The organism is Stenotrophomonas sp. STEN063 (genome assembly GCF_056854515.1).
This window is the reverse complement of the sequence record NZ_JBXFWF010000011.1, coordinates 17673-36389: the sequence shown is the minus strand read 5'-3', so window position 1 is coordinate 36389 and position 18717 is coordinate 17673. Positions and strand designations below refer to the sequence as shown.

10 protein-coding genes are annotated in these 18717 nt (G+C 61.5%); 7 read left to right on the top strand and 3 right to left on the bottom strand.

The genetic code is table 11. From position 1 onward, the window contains the following. Window positions 1–478: 478 nt before the first annotated feature. Window positions 479–1120, bottom strand: coding sequence for a 16S rRNA (guanine(527)-N(7))-methyltransferase RsmG (gene rsmG / locus AC1VWL_RS04840; protein WP_282270046.1), 642 nt, complete (start codon window positions 1118–1120; stop codon window positions 479–481). A 237-nt stretch (window positions 1121–1357) separates the two neighbouring features. Beyond that, window positions 1358–1948 (bottom strand): 4'-phosphopantetheinyl transferase family protein, encoded by a 591-nt coding sequence (locus tag AC1VWL_RS04835; RefSeq protein WP_481614544.1) that lies wholly within the window; start codon window positions 1946–1948, stop codon window positions 1358–1360. A gap of 102 nt (window positions 1949–2050) precedes the next feature. Here AC1VWL_RS04835 and AC1VWL_RS04830 point away from each other — a divergent pair, with 102 nt between their 5' ends. Beyond that, a complete protein-coding gene (locus AC1VWL_RS04830) occupies window positions 2051–2305 on the top strand; it encodes a GlsB/YeaQ/YmgE family stress response membrane protein (protein ID WP_282270042.1) in 255 nt (84 codons plus the stop codon). 56 nt (window positions 2306–2361) lie between these two features. Here AC1VWL_RS04830 and xth read toward each other — a convergent pair whose 3' ends face one another. Next, a complete protein-coding gene (xth, locus tag AC1VWL_RS04825) occupies window positions 2362–3135 on the bottom strand; it encodes an exodeoxyribonuclease III (RefSeq protein WP_482985941.1) in 774 nt (257 codons plus the stop codon). A gap of 325 nt (window positions 3136–3460) precedes the next feature. Here xth and hsdR point away from each other — a divergent pair, with 325 nt between their 5' ends. The 6 genes from hsdR to AC1VWL_RS04795 all read left to right on the top strand — a co-directional run bounded on the left by hsdR (window position 3461) and on the right by AC1VWL_RS04795 (window position 18241). Further along, the gene (gene hsdR / locus AC1VWL_RS04820) at window positions 3461–6943 is read left to right on the top strand and encodes a type I restriction-modification system endonuclease (protein WP_482985940.1); all 3483 of its coding nucleotides are present in this window, start codon (window positions 3461–3463) and stop codon (window positions 6941–6943) included. A gap of 90 nt (window positions 6944–7033) precedes the next feature. Further along, on the top strand, window positions 7034–8221 hold the full coding sequence (locus tag AC1VWL_RS04815; RefSeq protein ID WP_482985939.1) for a Fic family protein: 1188 nt from the start codon (window positions 7034–7036) through the stop codon (window positions 8219–8221). After that, window positions 8218–9762, top strand: coding sequence for a class I SAM-dependent DNA methyltransferase (locus tag AC1VWL_RS04810; RefSeq protein ID WP_482985938.1), 1545 nt, complete (start codon window positions 8218–8220; stop codon window positions 9760–9762). Before AC1VWL_RS04815 ends, AC1VWL_RS04810 begins: the two co-directional genes overlap by 4 nt. 109 nt (window positions 9763–9871) lie before the next feature. Then, entirely contained in the window at window positions 9872–11131 is a 1260-nt protein-coding gene (locus AC1VWL_RS04805; RefSeq protein WP_482985937.1) for a restriction endonuclease subunit S, read from the top strand. Between the two features lie 30 nt (window positions 11132–11161). After that, entirely contained in the window at window positions 11162–12961 is a 1800-nt protein-coding gene (locus AC1VWL_RS04800) for a GmrSD restriction endonuclease domain-containing protein (RefSeq protein ID WP_482985936.1), read from the top strand. Between the two features lie 378 nt (window positions 12962–13339). Continuing rightward, on the top strand, window positions 13340–18241 hold the full coding sequence (locus AC1VWL_RS04795) for an AAA domain-containing protein (protein ID WP_482985935.1): 4902 nt from the start codon (window positions 13340–13342) through the stop codon (window positions 18239–18241). The last annotated feature ends 476 nt before the right edge of the window (window positions 18242–18717 follow it).

Here is an 18717-nt window from a genome sequence, read left to right as displayed (position 1 = left end):
TTGCGGGAGAGGGGTTGGGGTGAGGGCAGCTTTTAGCCTTGGCCGGTAAAGCCCCTGCCGAGCATGGCTCGGCACTACGCTTCTGCCCCCTCCCTTTGGCGAAGCTAAGGGGAGGGTTGGGGAGGGGTAGCTTTTGGCCTTGGCCGCGGGGATTGCCCGGAACTACTGCTTTAGCCCCTCTCCCGCTTGCGGGAGAGGGGTTGGGGTGAGGGCAGCTTTTGGCCTTGGCCGGTAAAGCCCCTGCCGAGCATGGCTCGGCACTACGCTCCGCCCTTGCTCAAAGCCCTCTCCCGCTCGCGGGAGAGGGGTTGGGGTGAGGACAGCTTTTGGCCTTGGCCGGTAAAGCCCTTGCCGAGCATGGCTCGGCACTACCGCTTCAGCCCCCTCCCTTTGGCGCAGCCAAGGGGAGGGTTGGGGAGGGGTAGCTTCTGGCCTTGGCCGGTAAAGCCCCTGCCGAGCATGGCTCGGCACTACAGCTCTAGCCCTTGCGCTCCACCACCACCAGATGCCGGTCACCAACCAGCCCCGGCACCTGCAGCGGGCGCACTTCCAATACCTGCCAGCCGGCCGGCAGCTGGGCGATCTCTTCATGCGGGTACACCCCCTTCATCGCCAGCAGCTGGCCACCCGGACGCAGCAGATGACCGCCAACCTCGATGATGCCGGCCAGCGTATCCATGGCGCGGGCGGTGAGGTTGTCATAAGCACCCGGCTCGTCCAGCGCTTCGGCGCGGGATTCGGCGACACGGGCATTGCCCAGACCAAGCTGGCGCACGGCCTCACGCATGAAGCGGGCCTTCTTGCCGTTGCTCTCGACCAGGGTCACCTGCAGCTGCGGATGGGTGATCGCCAGCGGAATGCCCGGCAAGCCAGGACCGGTACCCAGATCAGCCAAGCTGCCGCTGCTGACATGCTCGGCCATGGCCAGCGAGTCGAGCAGATGGCGGGTGACCATTTCGCGCGGGTCGCGGATGGCGGTGAGATTGTAGGTGCGGTTCCAGCGCACCAGCAGGGTCAGGTAAGCCAGCAGGGGTTTGGCCAAGGCGGCGTCCAGACCCATGGCCTTCAAGCCGTGGTCGAGGTCGCTGGCGACTTCGCGCGGGAGAGTGGTGTCGTTCATGGCAGGGATTATCGCAGGAGTGGCTGCTTTCGCTTTAGGCCCCCTCCCTTGTGCGCAGCACAGGGGAGGGTTGGGGAGGGGTGCTCTGGATCTGGCTTTTGATCTGTCGCGCAGGGCAAGAGCAACGGCAACAGCTACCCCTCCCCGGCCCTCCCCTACGCTTCGCGCAAGGGAGGGAGCAAAACCACCCCTCCCCGGCCCTCCCTTTGGCCTGCGGCCAAAGGGAGGAGGCAGAAGCTACAGCGGGTACCACGCCAGCGCAGCCCGGAAATCCTCCGTCGCCTGCCACTCATATAAATGCCAGCGGGCCGCATCACCCAGGCCCGGATCGCACCACACCAGCTGCAAGGCCCCCGTCGCATCCGGCGCGAAGCGCAGCTTCTCCAGCCCGAACGAAATGCCATGCCCGTGCGCCTTCAGCAGCGCCTCCTTGGCGCACCACACGCGGAAGAACCAGTGCTCACAGCCGCTGTCGTCCAGTGCATCCAGCCAGGCAATCTCCTCCGGGTGGAAGAAGCGACGGATCACCTCGCGCATCTGCTTGCGTGGCCGCTGCCGCTCCAGGTCCACGCCCAGGCGTGCGCCCTCGCCCAGCGCCACCAGCAGATGACCGCCGCTATGGCTCCAGCCGGTGCCGTAATGCGCCAACTCACCGATCAGCCACGGCCGGCTGCGCTCATCGCGGGTCAGCGGCAAGGTCTCGGGCGTGGTGTCGAAAACACCGGCCAGCACCTCGCGGGCCTGCGGCTCACCACGGGTTCCAGGGGTATGCGGCAACAGCCACACCTCCACCTGACCAAACTGCCAATGGCGACCAGCTGGGCTCATGCTGAACAGGCTCCTGCCCGGACAAACATGTTCTTAACGCCACTGCGCGTTGACTGTCGCCACCGCACCTTTCGGGGTGCTTCACGGCAGGGAGGTTCGCGCATGGGCATCATCATCTGGTTGATTATTGGTGGCGTCGTGGGTTGGCTGGCCAGCATCATCATGCGCCGCGATGCGCAGCAGGGCATCATCCTGAACATCGTGGTGGGCATCGTCGGCGCCATGATCGCCGGCTTCTTCTTCAGCGGCGGCAGCATCAATGGTGCGATCACCGTGCGCTCCTTCCTGTTGTCACTGGTCGGCGCGGTAGTGCTGCTGGCCATCGTCAATCTGTTCACACGCAAAAGCGTGCGTTAACCGTTCTGGCGCCGATTCGACCGAGGCCCGGCTGGCAACAGCCGGGCCTTGTTGTTTCAGGCCGGTGCCAGCTGCACCCAAGCCGGAGCGTGATCGCTGGGGCGTTCCCAGGTGCGCGGCTCACGGTCGATGCCGGAGGCGACAGCGCGCGGCTTGAGCGCATCGGAGACCAGGGTCAGGTCGATGCGCAGGCCCAGGTCGCGACGGAAACCGGCCGCACGGTAATCCCACCAGCTGAAGATGCCAGCGGCATCGTTGTGCAGGCGGAAAGCGTCGTGCAGGCCCAGATCCAGCAGCTTCTGCAGCGCGCCACGCTCGGCGGTGGAGGTCAGGATGTGGTCACCGTTCCACACCGCCGGGTCGTAGACATCGCGGTCATCCGGCGCGATGTTGAAATCGCCCATCACTACCAGTTGCGGATGCTTCTGCAGCTCGGCCGCGACCCAGGCGTGCACCGCCTCCAGCCAACGCAGCTTGTAAGCGTACTTGTCGGTGCCCACGTCCTGGCCGTTGACCACATACAGATTGATGATGCGCACGCCATTGACGGTGCCGGCAATCACCCGCTTCTGCTCGTCCTCGAAGCCGGGAATACCGATCTGCACGTCTTCGATCGGATGCCGCGACAGCAGCGCCACGCCGTTATAGGTCTTCTGCCCGGCGAACACATTGCGATAGCCCAGTTCCAGCAGCCGCGTATCGGGGAACTTGTGGTCCTCCAGCTTGGTTTCCTGGATGCCGACCACGTCGGGGGCAAAGTCGGCCAGCCACTGTTCCAGGTGCGGCAGGCGGACATTGAGCGAATTGACGTTCCACGAAGCGATTTTCATGCAGGGGATTCTAGCCGGGGCTGGGGCCAATGGCCCTCCTCTCAGCTGAAGGCGGCAGCAACCAGCCCCCTCCCTTGCGCCAAAGGCGCAGGGGAGGGTTGGGGAGGGGTGCTTTGGCGTTGGCTTGTAGGTAGCAGCTCGAGCAAGATCAAAAGCCCCCCCTCCCGCCCCTTCAGGGCACCCTCCCCCACGTGCGGGAGAGGGACGGCCACAGCTTCCACGAGCAATTTTCCTAAATGCGCCAGCGCGCTTGGCTGGCTGCGGCGCCAGCTAACGCCTACCATGCAGATCTGTGCTCCAAGGGGGGAGCGCCGGAGACAAATGGATGTCCGCAACACAAGGTAACTTCACCTTTCTCGGCCAACACGATCCCGTCCTGTTGCGGCTGGCGACGACCGCCGAACAGGTTTTCGCTTCCGACCCCAACACCACCCTGATCAAGCTGCGCCAACTTGGCGAGGCGCTGGCGCAGGCGCTGGCATCACAGGCGGGGCTGAAGTTTGACGCCCAGACAACCCAGCTGGAGTTGATCCAACTATTGAACCGGCATCTGGACCTGGATCCGGGCATCCGAAATCTGTTCCACACCCTGCGGGTGGAAGGCAATCGCGCCACCCATGGTTTTTCCACCCAGCACCGGGAAGCCATGGATGGGCTGCGCGTCGCCCGTGAACTCAGCATCTGGTACCACCGCGCCTCCGGCAAAGCCGACAGCGCCTTCCGGCCCGGCGCATTCACCGCACCGACGGACCCGAGTGCGGCTCTGCGTGCTTTGCACGGCCAGATCGACACGCTGGAGCAGGAGCTGCGTCAGCGTGATGAAGCCCTTGAGGGCAGCCGCAAGCTCGCTGAACTGCGCATCGAGGAGAGTGCGCAAAGCATGGCGCTGGCCGAGGCCATGGATGAAGAGGCCCGCGCACTGAAAGTGCAGTTGGACGAACGCGCAGCGCAGTTCGAGCAGGAACGCATCCAGTTCCACGCGCAGCTGCAAGCGCTGCAACAGGCCAACAGCACAGACCAACCGCAGGCTACCGCCCTCGCCAAACGCAGCCGCCTGGCGGCCGCGGCCTTCGATCCGGACGAAGAGCTCACCCGCATCCTGATTGACCAGCAACTGCGTGACGCAGGCTGGGAAGCAGATTCACTGCAACTGACCTGGTCCAAAGGCGCCCGCCCGGAGAAGGGCCGGTGCATGGCAATTGCCGAATGGCCAACGCGTAGCGCCAAGGCCTGTGCCGACTACGCACTGTTTGATGGCCTGACTCCGGTAGCTATCGTCGAAGCCAAGCGCCGACGGGTGAATATTGCCGATCGCATTGACCAAGCCGAGCGCTACTCCCGCGACCTTCCCATCAGCGCACCGCTGCAGTTGGCCGGCATTGGTCCCGCCGGTGGCCCCTGGGCTGACGGCCAAGGCGCGCATTTCCAGGTGCCGTTTGCCTATGCCTGCAACGGCCGGCCGTGGATCAAACAGCTGGCCGAACAATCCGGCATCTGGTTCCGTGACCTGCGCAGCCCGGCCAATCTCAAACGACCGCTGCAGCAATTCCACACCCCGCAGGGCTTGGCCGAGCTGATGCTGCGTGACCGAGAACTGGCAGAACAGCGCCTGAGCACCGAGCCCTACGGCTACCTCAAGCTCCGCCCCTATCAGCAGGAGGCCATTGCTGCCGTTGAGAAAGCCCTGGCAGCAGGCCAACGCCACTGCTTGTTGGCGATGGCCACAGGTACCGGCAAGACCCGCACCACCATTGGCTTGATCTACCGCCTGCTCAAGGCCGAGCGCTTCACTCGCGTCCTGTTCCTGGTCGATCGCACCAGCTTGGGCACCCAGGCACGTGAAGCCTTTGACGACATGTCGCTGGAGCAGGGCCAAAGCCTCTCGCAGATCTACAACGTCAATGACCTTGGCGACATGGCCGCCAAGGCAGAGACCCGCGTCCAAGTCGCCACCGTGCAGGCCATGGTGCGGCGACTGTTCCAGTCCGATGCGCCACCGCCGATTGACCAGTTCGACTGCATCATCGTCGACGAGGCGCACCGCGGTTACACCCTGGACCAGGAGATGACCGAGGGCGAGCTCTCGCTGCGCGACCACGCGCAATACCTGTCCCAATATCGACGTGTGCTGGAGTACTTCGACGCCTGCCGTATCGGCCTGACCGCCACCCCCGCACGGCAGACCACCGAAATCTTCGGTCGACCGGTCTATACCTACAGCTACCGCGAAGCCGTAGCCGATGATTGGCTGATCGACCACGAGCCGCCCATCCGCTTCGAGACGCAGCTCAGTCGCAACGGCATCCACTTCGATAAAGGCGAGCTGGTCGAGGTGGTCAACGCGCTGACAGGCGAGGTGGACTGCGCCGAACTCGACGACGAGCTGTCCTTCGATATCGAGTCTTTCAACCGCAGCGTCATCACTGCCGATTTTGATCGGGTCATCTGCCAGGCATTGGCAGACGAGCTGGACCCGCTGGGTGAAGAAAAGACCTTGGTGTTCTGCGTCAACCAGGTACATGCGGTACGCGTATGCAACCTGCTCAACGCGGCCTTCCACAAGGTCTATGGCGACGACTGGAACCAGGCCGCCGTGCAGGTCATCACCGGCCGCACCGACGAAGTGGCCAAGGTGATACGCCGCTACAAGACCGAGCGCCTGCCCAGCGTGGCCATTACCGTGGACTTGCTGACCACCGGCATCGATGTGCCAGCCATCACCAACCTGGTGTTCATGCGCCGGGTGCGCTCGCGCATTCTCTACGAACAGATGAAGGGCCGCGCTACCCGCCGCTGCGATGACATCGGCAAGACTGTATTCCGCATCTACGACCCGGTACGTCTATACGAAGCACTGGAGGCGGTGGATACCATGCGGCCGCTGGTCAAGGACCCCAATATCAGCGTCGGCCAGCTGCTGCACGAGCTGCAGGACCCGCGCAGCCATCAACCGGGTTCCAGCCCCGAGGCCAGCAGCCACGCCCAGGATGTGCTGGACCAGCTCAGCCAGAAGCTGATGCGCGTATTGCGCCGTGCCAGCCACAAGGCACAGAACCGCGAACCGCTGCGCAAACAACTGGAGCAACTGGAAACCGCCTGGGGCGTTGAGCCGGCCAAGCTGCACCAGCACCTGCACGGTCTAGGCCCAGAGCAGGCCGCCAGCTTCATCGCCACCCGCCTGCCGGCGCTGGAAGCCCAGATCGACGAGCTGCGTGCACTGCTGGCCAGCGAACAATACCCCATCATTTCCCATCACACCGACACGCTGCTGCTGCGCGAGGTGAGCTACGGCGGCAATAACCAGAAGCCAGCCGACTACCTGGAAAGCTTTACCGATTTCATCCGTTCCCAGCTCAACCAGTCCGCTGCACTTGCAGCCGTGGTCAACCGCCCGCGCGACCTTACCCGCGAACAACTGCGCGAGGTGCGCCTGCTGCTGGATGGCAAGGGCTACAACGAGGCCCACCTGCACAGCGCCGAGCGCCAGCAGTCCAACCGCGACATCGCCGCCGGCATCATCGGCTATATCCGTCGGGCCGCCATCGGCGAGGCACTGTTGCCTTACGAACAGCGCGTGCACAGGGCGTTGGATCGCATCCTGGTCAGCCGCAGCTGGACCCCGGTGCAGCAACGCTGGCTCAAACGCCTTGCCAACCAATTGGTGACCGAGGTGGTGATCGACCGCGATAGCATCCAGCACGCCTGCGCACCGGATGGCGGGGTCAAGCTGCTCGATACCGTGTTTGCCGGCCAGTTGGACCAGCTGATCGAACAGTTCAAGGAGGCGGTATGGGAGGAAGTGGCTTGAGCCCTGCCCCGCCTGCAATGAGCCGAATCCGATCACTGAACAGGCTTATTCGGCTCACTGATTGAGCCGAATAGCGTTATTATTCGGCTCATGGACGCCAGCCAAGCCCCCGCCCCGCCGCTCTGGATCTGGCAACAGCCGGACTGGCCAGCCTTTGTCCATCAGGACGCTGCGCTGGCACCGCTGCTACGCCAGTGTCAGCAGGCCCAAGGCCAGCTGAGCGCCCTGGCCGGGGTGCTGCCCGAAGACGGGCGGCAGGCGCTGGATACCTTGCTGCAGAACATCGTCACCTCTTCCGCCATCGAGGGTGAAAACCTCAATGTCGGCTCGGTGCGCTCCTCACTGGCCCGGCGCCTTGGCATCCCCGACGCCGCCGAACCGGCCCCGCACAGCGCGCGCGCCGAGGGCGTGGCCGAACTGATGCTCGATGCCACCGGCGATGTGGGCAAACCACTGGACCTGCCGCGCCTGCTGCATTGGCACGCCTTGCTGTTTGCCGGTCACGACGGGCTGCTGCCACTGCGGATTCGAATTAGTCAACTGCGCGGCGACGAGCCCATGCAGGTGGTCTCGGGTCGCATCGACCGGCCCACCGTGCATTTCCAGGCACCACCGCGGCAAGGGCTGGACGAACAGCTGCAGCACTTCCTTGCATGGTTTGCAGCCAGCAGAGACGACCCCGCACTGGATCCGCTGCTGCGCGCCGGCATCGCCCATTTCTGGTTTGTCACCCTGCACCCGTTCGACGACGGCAACGGCCGCCTCACCCGCGCCATCACCGATCTGGCCCTTGCCCAAGCCGCGCCGGGTATCGCCCGCCTATACGCCATGTCGGCCAGCATCCTGGACGACCGCAAAGGCTACTACCGCATCCTGGAAGCCAGCCAACGCGGCGGTCTGGACATCAGCGCCTGGCTGCAGTGGTTCCTGCAGACCTTGCTGCACAGCCTGCAGCAGGCCTTGGCCCGCATCCAGCGCGTCATCGACAAGGCCCGTTTCTGGCAACTGCATGCGCAGCAGGCCTTGAGCACCGAACAGGCCAAGGTGCTCAACCGCCTGCTCGATGGCGGTGAACGCGGCTTTGCCAATGGCATCAACGCCTCCCAGTACCAGGCCGTGGCCAAGGTCTCCAAAGCCACCGCCACCCGCCACCTGACCGACCTGCTGGACAAGGGCTGCCTGCGGCGCCTGCCCGGCGGCGGCCGCAGCACCCGCTATCAAATCAACCTGCCCGGCCACGCCGGCAACGCAATTCCGTCAGGAGACGGCAGCCAATGACCAACAACGATATCGTCGCCAAGCTGTGGAGCCTGTGCGACATCCTCCGCGATGACGGCATCAACTACAGCGATTACGTCACCGAACTGGTGCTGCTGCTGTTTGTGAAGATGGAGTACGAACAGGCCCAGTCCAACGACAACTTCGAGCACCGCCTGCCCAAAGGCGCACGCTGGCCGGACCTGACCAGCAAGTCGGGCGTGCCGCTGCACACCTTCTATAAGCAGATGCTGCTCAACCTCAGCCAGAGCAGCGACCCGATGGTGGCCGCCATCTACACCGATGCGCAGACCCGCCTGAAAGAACCGCGCCATCTGGAGCAGCTGATCAAGAGCCTGGACGGGCTGGACTGGTTCTCCGCCCGTCAGGACGGGCTGGGCGACCTGTACGAAGGCCTGCTGGAAAAGAACGCTGGCGAGACCAAGTCCGGCGCCGGCCAGTACTTCACCCCGCGGCCGCTGATCGACAGCATCGTGCGCTGCATCCAGCCGCAGCTGGGCGAAACCATCCAGGATCCGGCTGCAGGCACAGCCGGCTTTCTGATCGCCGCCGACGCCTATATCAAGGCCGAGCACGACGACCTGTACGGACCCAAGGTCACCGACAAATCACGCAAGTTCCAGCGCACCAAGGCCTATACCGGCGTGGAACTGGTACCGGGTACCCGCCGCCTGGCGTTGATGAACTGCCTGCTGCACGGCATGCAAGGCGAAGGCGAAGGCGTGGTGCTGCTGGGCAACAGCCTGGGCAGCCTGGGCACCACCTTGCCGCGTGCCGATGTGATCCTGTCCAATCCGCCATTCGGCACCGCCAAGGGCGGCGGCGGGCCAAGCCGCGACGACCTGCCGTTTGTCACCAGCAACAAGCAACTGGCCTTCCTGCAGCACATCTATCGCAACCTGAAACCACATGGTCACGCCGCAGTCGTGCTGCCGGACAACGTGTTGTTTGAAGCCGGCGTCGGCACCGACGTGCGCCGCGACCTGATGGACAAGTGCGAGCTGCACACCATCCTGCGACTGCCTACCGGCATCTTCTATGCACAGGGCGTAAAAACCAATGTGCTGTTCTTCCGCAAGGGCAGCGCTACCAATTCCAAACAGGACACCGGCTGCACCCGGCAGGTCTGGGTCTATGACCTGCGCAGCAATATGCCGTCCTTTGGCAAACGCACGCCGTTCGGCCCCACCCATCTGAAGCCATTTGAAGATGCATATGGCGCTGACCGCGATGGCGGCAGCCCGCGCGTGGATGAAGGCGAAGAAGGCCGCTTCCGCTGCTTTACCCGCACACAGATCGCCGAGCGTGGTGACTCGCTGGATATCAGCTGGTTGAAGGATGCCGACGCGGTGGATGCCGCAAATCTACCGCCGCCGGAAGAGCTTGCCGCGCAGGCAATGGCCGAGTTGAGCGAGGCCCTGCGTGAGCTGGATGCGTTGATGCAGGCTTTGGGCGCGGGCGATGAGGCCAATCAGCAGAAGCAACTGCTGGCGCAGGTACTTGGCTTGGATGCGGATGCTGTTGAGGTGGAGCGTGAGTGAGCTGCCAAGAGGGTGGGATTCTTGCCACCTCGGAGATCTACTAAGCCACATTCGAGCAGGAAAGAGCGTCAAGTGTGATGAACGGCCACCAGAGGGCCAAGAGCCAGGATTGGTAAAGATCAGCGCTGTCACTTGGGGGGTATTCGATGAAACAGAAAGCAAGACGCTGCTTACCGATGATGGCCTAGATCAAAGAAACAAAATTCGTCCAGGTGACCTTCTGATCTCCAGAGCTAACACGCTGGAGCTCGTTGGAGCTCCCGTGATTGTAAGCACCGTCACTAAGAACCTTTACCTGAGCGATAAGGTTCTGCGCCTTGAGCTCGATGAGGGGCTGCGCGCTTGGGTTCTAACTTGTTTGAGATCAGCATCGGGCCGTCACCAGATTGAAAAGATGGCCACGGGCAATCAGCTCTCAATGCGCAACATCTCTCAAGATGCTCTTCGGTCAATTGAGATACCCCTTCCTCCGCTGAGCGAGCAAGCCCGCATCGCGAACGCACTCAATGGCCTTCTGACTCAGGTGGACACCCTCAAGGCCCGCCTCGACGCCCTGCCCGCGCTGATCAAACGCTTCCGTCAATCCGTGCTAAGTGATGCAGTATCGGGGGCGCTAACTGATTCGTGGCGCGAGCGAAATCCCGCCGATGTTCAAGAGTCTAGAGACCAACTGGGGCAACTGATTGAAGAAATGCGCAATGGTCTCTCGGCGAAGCCAAATGAGAGCTCGCAAGGGGTGCCCATTCTTCGAATCAGTGCTGTGCGATCTGGCTCGGTCGACCAGGCCGATATTCGATTCCTTGAATGTGACGAAGTGGAAAAGCGACGGTACGCAATAAAGAAGGGCGACCTGTTGTTTACTCGCTATAACGGAAGCCTCGATTTTGTTGGCGTTTGTGGCCTTGTGAAGCAAACATCTCACGAAGTCATCGTGTATCCGGACAAGATCATTCGCGTTCGCTGCAAGACAGATATCATCCTTCCCGAGTATCTGGAAATTTTCTTCTCAGAATGCTCTACGAGACAGCGTGTTATGAATTTGGTGAAGTCGACGTCAGGACAGAAAGGAATTTCCGGACAAGACCTTAAAAGCTTATGCGTAACTTACCCCGGCATATCCGAGCAGTTGGAAGTCGTCCGCCGCGTCGAACAACTATTCTCCTTCGCCGACCAACTCGAAGCCCGCCTGTCCGATGCCCGCCAGCGCGTCGATGCGCTGACCCAGAGCATCCTCGCCAAGGCCTTCCGTGGCGAACTGGTATCGCAGGATCCAAATGACGAACCGGCCAGCGTGCTGCTGGAGCGAATTGCCGCCCAGCGCGCCGCCGATCCAAAACCGAAGCGCGGCCGCAAGGCGGCAGCACACTAACCACATCAACCAGGCTGAGGGGAGCCAACCATGACTACATTCGACAGCACCAAACTGCCGCTCAAGGAACTGCTCAAAGACATCGTCCAGGGCAAGATCCAGCTGCCGGATTTCCAGCGTGGCTGGGTCTGGGATGACGAGCATGTCCGTAGCCTGCTGGTCAGCCTTGGCCGCTCGTTCCCGGTGGGCGCAGTGATGCTGCTGGAAACCGGCGGAAATGTACGCTTCCAGGTACGCCCGGTGGAGAACGTGCCAGAACAGGGGCTGCTTGCACCCGAGCAGCTGATCCTGGACGGCCAGCAACGCCTGACCACGCTCACCCAGGTGCTGAGACTCGATGGCCCGGTGCAGACCCGCAACGAGAAGGGGCGTGACGTACAGCGCTTCTACTACATCCATATCCCAACCGCCTTGGAAGGCCCGGACCGCCTGGACGATGCCATCATCGCCACCGATGAGACCCGCCAGCAGCGCAGTGAGTTCAAGCGCAAGCTGGATCTGGACCTATCCAGCCGCGAACTGGAATGCCAGCACCTGTACTTCCCCTGCTCGGCCATCCTCGACCCGATGACTTGGCTGCAGGATCTGTACCAGCACAACCCGGCGGCGGTTGCACAGTTCTTCGAGTTCAAGAAGGCCGTGCTCGATGCCTACAACGAATACCAGTTGCCGTTGATCGTGCTGAAGAAGGAAACCAGCAAGGAAGCGGTGTGCCTGGTGTTCGAGAAGGTCAACACCGGCGGCGTTCCGTTGTCGGTGTTTGAACTGGTCACCGCCAGCTACGCCGCCGACGGCTACAACCTGCGTGATGACTGGTACGGCAGCGCACAACGCAAGACGCTGTCGCGCTACAAGCGCATGAAGAATGCCGAAGCACTGCTTGAAACGGTGCAGAACACCGACTTCCTGCAGTCGATCACCTTGTTGCACACCTTGCAGCGCCGCCGCGAAGACATTGCCGCCAACAAGCAGGGCAAGAGCATCGCACCGGTAAGTGCAAAGCGCTCCGCCGTGCTGGAGCTGCCGTTGGAAGCCTACAAGCAACGCGCAGACGCACTGGAAGGCGGCTTCATCCAGGCCGCAAGGTTCCTGCGCGATGAATGCGTCAGGCAGACCCGCGACCTTCCCTATCGCACCCAGTTGGCGCCGTTGGCAGCGGTCATGGCCGAGCTCGGACCAAACCGCTGGCGCGAGCCGCGCATCTACCAGAAGCTGGCCTCCTGGTATTGGTGCGGCGTGCTGGGTGAGCTCTACGGCGGCGCGGTGGAGACCCGCGTCGCCAACGATGTTGAAGATGTATTGGCTTGGCTGGATGACGACAGCCAGGTCCCGCGCACCGTACAGGATGCAAACTTCCAGGCCGACCGGCTCAAGTCCCTGCGCAGCCGCCAGAGCGCGGCCTACAAAGGGGTCAATGTTCTGGTCCAGCGCGCAGGTGCCAAGGATTTCTACTGGAAGTCCACCATCCGCGAACTGGATGCCGACGAAGTAGCACTGGACATCCACCACATCTTCCCCCGCGAATGGTGCATCAAGCAGGGCATCGAAGCCAAGGTGTACGACTCCATCATCAACAAGACCGCGATTTCCTATCGCGCCAATCGCAAGATTGGTGGTGCAGCGCCATCGCACTACCTCAGCGCCCTGCAGCAGGATAAGCAAGTGCAGCTCGGTGATGCCGAGATGGATGCGGTTCTTCAAAGCCATGGCATTCCAAGCGCCAGTTTACGTGGTGACGATTTCGAAGCTTTCTACGCCCAGCGCGCTGAGCTGCTAATGGCGCTTATTCAGACGGCCATGAGCAAGGGCTCCTCTGCAATCGCCACTTAGGAGATTCATCTCGCCTGGCAGGATCAGCCTTTGTGTTGAACTAATCGCGAGCCAAGACTCGGCGTTGGAGATTCCAGCGCCAAGTCTTGTTTGGGCGGCAGTGGTCGCTCAATCTTCCTTCGCACCAAGATCCAGGCCTATCGCCCTTCAACAATGGAAAGGCACAGTCTTGCCTTCTTCCCACCCAGTTGAACGGGACGTGGTTGAAGAGGAATCAGGGAGTTCGCGGTGCCGACCACCGAAATTACTGAAAGCGCTGTGAGCAAATGCCGGGTCATGTCCCAATTCGGGCTAGAATTCACACCTGCAGGAAGCACGAGTTACTGAACCCTATACGAGTGGTCGCAATGCCCTCAGTTTCAGGGACAGGCAACGGACATGGCACGGGAATCCATGAGCTTAAGACCCTTTTTCAACAACAGCACGCAGGAACTGGCCGCGCTATTTGATATCGCGGCAACGCAGCAGGATCTGCCAACGCTGAAGGCCTTGGCCCACGAGCTCAGGCATCGCGACCGACCGGCTGCCCAGCAGCTGAAGCGCAAGCTTAATGTTTTTCTCAAAGCGCAGAAGAAGCCGACCCTGCTGCAGGCGCCAAGTATCCCAGAGGCCTACTCACCAGATATCGGTCTTGAAGCGGCAATGGATGCTTCGCCGAAACTCGAGCCCGCCCAGCTCCCCCCTCCTCTCAACCAGCAGGCGCCTAAGCGTATGACGGATCCCCACATCATTGAGCGCTTCAAAGGCCTGTTGGAGTATGTGCGACAGACGGCATACCTGAAGGGCAAACCAAGTCGTCAGGTGGAGCAGCACAACAGCTTCAAAGCCTACGAACACGAGTTGCGTGGACTTCCTGGAATTCACTTTGACACCGGTACGTCGGACGAAGACACCTGGCTGCGGGTAGAGCGCCTGCACGAAAGCAAGCCGCCTGCCCCGCAGACGCCGCTGCTGGCTGCACTTGTCACCCAGTCCAACACCCCCGCCAAAGAACCGGGGCTGGCGTCGCATGTCTCCCGCACGCAGCTCATCACCCTTGGGATCGAAGCACCGGCCTTGGCGGAAGGCGAAAAGCCCGAGCAGACAGTGGCTGTTGCCGCGCTGTCGATCAAAGAGCAGCTGCATAGCGAACTGAAAACCTATATCACGCACGTTTGGCAGCCCTGGGCCGAGCGGGAGAAGGAAGTTCGCAAGACCATTTCGAAGTACGCAGACCTGTTTGCCAGCTACCAGATGTTGCAGGGCAACCTCGTAGATTCCCCGCTGGAACTGGTGCTGGGTGTGGGCCTTGCCGTATGGGACCTGCCGGACGGAAAGCTGAGCTATCCGTTGATTTCACAGCTGGTGGAGCTATCCATTGACGAGCACAGCCACGCTATAGAAGTGCGCCCCCGCTCGCTGGATGCACGCCTGGAGCTGGATGTTTATACCGCGTTGGACAATCCGGGAGTGGCCGAGGTTGCTCGCCTGGGCAAGGAACACTTCAAAGCCGGCGACGGACAGGTCAACCCATTCGTACCCAGTACCTTCGAGCCGGTCCTGAAAGCCGCCTCGTCACTACTGGACAGCAAAGGAGCGTACTGGCCATCGCACACTACGCCCGAAGATCGGCAGCTACCGAAAGCCGGCGAGCACCTGTTGGTGACCGACACCTGGGTACTGTTTGTGCGACCACGCACGTCCAACCTGTTCGTGCAGGACCTGGAGCGCTTTGAGGCCTTGGTGGAAACGGGGGTAGATCTGGACACACTCTCTCCGGCCACATTGGCACTGCTCGCCGATCCATCGCAGCAGATTCGTGAGCCAGCACCGGCCAACTACCGTGGGCTGTCCAATATCGACCGTCAGGCTGGTACCTCGGCCAAGGCCAAAGATCTGTTCTTCCCGATGCCCTACAACGATGAGCAGGTGCAGATCGTGCACATGCTGGACCATCAGGACGGCGTCGTCGTGCAGGGCCCCCCGGGAACCGGTAAGACCCACACCATCGCCAATGTCATTTCGCACTACCTGGCTTTGGGCAAGCGTGTACTGGTCACATCGATGAAGGATCCCGCATTGGCAGTGCTGCAGGAGAAGCTGCCGGCTGAGATTCGTCCGCTGGCAATCAGCCTGCTCAGCAGTGAAGCCGATGGAATGAAGCAGTTTGAACACGCCATCCGGCATATTGCTGCTGAAGTCAGCCGCATCAACAAGCAGGAGATGCGCACGCAGATCGATCAGTACGAATTGGATATTGATCGCCAGCATGGACAAATAGCAAAGACCGAGTACCAGATCGGGCAGTGGGCAAAGAAGAATCTGGAGCCCATTTCGTTGGACGGCGATGCGTTGCAACCGCTGGAAATCGCAAAGGAGGTTGCCCTACACCCGGTTGAAGCCGCCTGGATCTCCGACCCCCTGACCATTGCAGCCGAACATCGCCCGCAGTTCGGAGATGCTGACATCGTTGCGCTACGCAATGCACGCATGGCCTTGGCTGAGGATCTGTCGTTGCTGCAGCAGCGCCTGCCTGCGCTGGATGCGTTCCCGGAGCCAACAAAGCTGCAGCAGGTGCACTTGGACCTGGGACGCTTGGTGGAATTGAATGCGCAGGTGAGCAGCGCCGCGTTGCCGCCATTGCGAGATGCAGAGCAGACCACGCTGGACGAGGCGATCCTGCTGCATACCCGTGTTTTCGGGCTGCGTGAGAGCCGCGAATGGGTGGATGACGTAGGCCATGACTGGCTGAAGCTATTGGAACGGCGGATACGTCAAGCCGATCCACAGGATGCGCTGCTCAAGCTTCTCTCCGCGATCCGCATCGAGATTCGTGATTTGCTCGCCTACCGCACGCAGTTTGTCGCGCGTCCGGTGACCGCGCCTGAGGGGCTGGCGAACAACCCAGAAGTGATCGAGGCAATTGACAACCTCGCGCAGGGCAAAAAGCCGTTTGGTTTGGCTGGCCTGTTCGGCAAGTCGGCTGAGAAGAAGCTGATCGAAAAGATCCAGCTGGTTGGAAAGGTGCCTGAAGGAGAAGGTGATTGGGCTCACGTGCTGCAGTACCTGCGCTTCCTGCAGAGCTGCAGTGCGATGGTTGTGCGCTGGGATGCTTTGGCGCTGGAGCTGGGTCTACCCAGCTTCATCACTCCGCAGGCACTGATCGTGCAAGGCAGCGATTACCTGTTGGCGTTGGATAAGCTGCAACATCTGCTGCGGGAAGAAAAAGCAGTCGCAGATCTGCTCCAGGCGCTATTACCAACGTGGCAGGAGGCGGGTAAGAGGCCATACGACCGCGAGCATATGCAGCAAGCACTGGAGATTCTTGATAAGAATCTAACCCGCAACAGGCTGGCCGACACTTGGAAGGTAAAGAATCGCTTTACTGAAGCCCTGAGCGACGCCGAGGGAGAGATTGTTGATGCGATCGGTGCTTTCTTGAACAATCGGCTGGGCGATAGCGCGGTGATAGAGACCGAGTTGATGGCCGAGTGGACCACACTGATGACGGAACTGCGCCGTCAGCACAGCAAAAGGCCACAGCTGCAATGCGTGCAAGATGCGACCGCAAAAATTGAAGCATCAGGTGCGCCGAAGTGGGCGCAGCAGCTACGAACCGACCTGGCAACAGCAGCACAAGACCCTCAGCTTCCCGACAATTGGAAAGAACTCTGGCGCTATCGCCGCCTACTCACCTTGGTCGAATCCATGGATGGCAGGGCCGAGCTGGCATTGTTGTCGCAGCAACGCAATGAGCTGGAGAAAGACCTGTCCCGGCTTTATCAGAAAGCGGTAACAACACGCACTTGGCTGAAAATGGCCGAGAAGGCGACACCGATGGTTCGATCTGCGCTGGAAGCCTACCGCGTTGCGATCTCGCGCATTGGCCGCGGCACCGGCGTTCGCGCGCCGCGCTACCGAAAGGATGCACGCGATGCAGCCGCACAGGCTAGTCCCGCCATTCCTTGCTGGATCATGCCGCACTATCGGATCAGTGAATCATTGCCCGTTGCACTGGGAGAATTTGACCTGGTCATCATCGATGAGGCCTCGCAGTCCGATTTGAGCGCAATGCCAGCGCTATTGCGTGCAAAGAAGGTGTTGATCGTCGGCGATGACCAGCAGGTTTCGCCGGAAGGCGTTGGACTGGAGGAAGAGAAGATCCGAAGTCTGATGGGACAGTTCCTGGGCAAGCAGGTGGGCCTGTATCGGCCGCAGATGTCGCCGGATAAATCCATCTACGACTTGTTCAAAGTGGTATTTGCGCAAGGCCAAATCATGCTGCGCGAGCACTTCCGCTGCGTTGGTCCGATCATCGAATACTCCAAACGCGAGTTCTACAACCACGAGTTGCGGCCGTTGCGCATGCCGCTTGCCTCTGAGCGCATGGATCCACCGTTGATCGACGTGTATGTCATCGACGGGCAACGCGGCAACGGCAAGACCAATCAGGGTGAAGCGCTCTTCATTCTGGAAGAGATACGAAAGATCGTTGGCGACCAGAGCATGAGCCGCCGGAGCATCGGCGTTGTGTCGCTGCTAGGTAGTGAACAAGCCCAACTGGTCTGGAGCCTCGTCGTAAAGGAGCTCGGAGAGGACGCGGTCCAGCGCCACCAGATGGCTTTCGGCGATGCCCGTACTTTCCAGGGCAAGGAGCGCGATATCGTGTTCCTGTCCATGGTTGATTCCGGCCGTGCTCAAGCCTCGTCGCAAGATATGTTCCGCCAACGCTATAACGTCGCAGCCTCACGCGCCCGCGACCGGATGTATCTGGTGCGCAGCATCACCCAGGACGAACTCAGCAAGACCGATAAGCTACGAAGCAGTCTGATACAGCACTTCCAGACCCCCTACACCCAGAACGAAGAGGAAGTGAGCGACCTGCGCCAGTTGTGTGAGTCGCCCTTCGAGCGGGAAGTGTTTGATGCACTGGTTGAGCGCGGTTATCGCGTGCAGCCGCAGGTGAAGGTCGGCAGCTACCGCATCGATCTTGTCGTGGAGGGTGAACGGGACGCGCGTTTGGCAGTGGAGTGTGATGGCGACAGATATCACGGGCCAGACCAATGGGAGCACGATATGCGGCGTCAGCGCGTGTTGGAGCGTGCAGGTTGGCACTTCTGGCGTTGCTTCGCATCGAACTTCGTCCTTCATCGTGAGGCACTGCTCGCCGATTTGACCGACACGTTGCGCAAGCGGGGCATTGAACCTATTGGCACGCAGAACGCGGTTCGCAGCCTGCATAGCCAAAGCCGGACTTATGAGGCGTTTCCCATTGAGCCCACCGCTGCGCTCATGTCCTGACCAAGCGGCCGACGGGGTTTTGATCATGAACTCATTCAGTTAGCTGCGCCGCTGGCGAGAGTTCCCGCAACATTGACCGAGAGGAGCAACGACCAGCTCCCACTGTTGTGCCAAGAACCTGGGACGCTTTGGCGTTGCTTGCAGGCAGGCGGCTCGCGAAGTGCCCCAAGCACCCTCACCCGCCCTTCGGGCTCCCTCCCCCGCAAGCGGGAGAGGGGGCGGCGCTGGGGTTCTGCGGTGTTGCTTGCGGCCTGGCATGGCCGGGTGCCGCAGCAGCCTGCTCCCTCCCTTTGGCCGCAGGCCAAGGGGAGGGTTGGGGAGGGGTGCTTTGGCTTTGGCTTTGGCTTTGGCTTTGGCTCTCCCGTCGCTGCGGCTTGTCTCCCCGCAACTGAGGCAAGGTCAAAAGCGCCCCCCTTCCGCCCCCCGCCTTCGCGGGGGCAGGCTCTTCGGGCACCTTCCCCCGCGGGCGGGGGAAG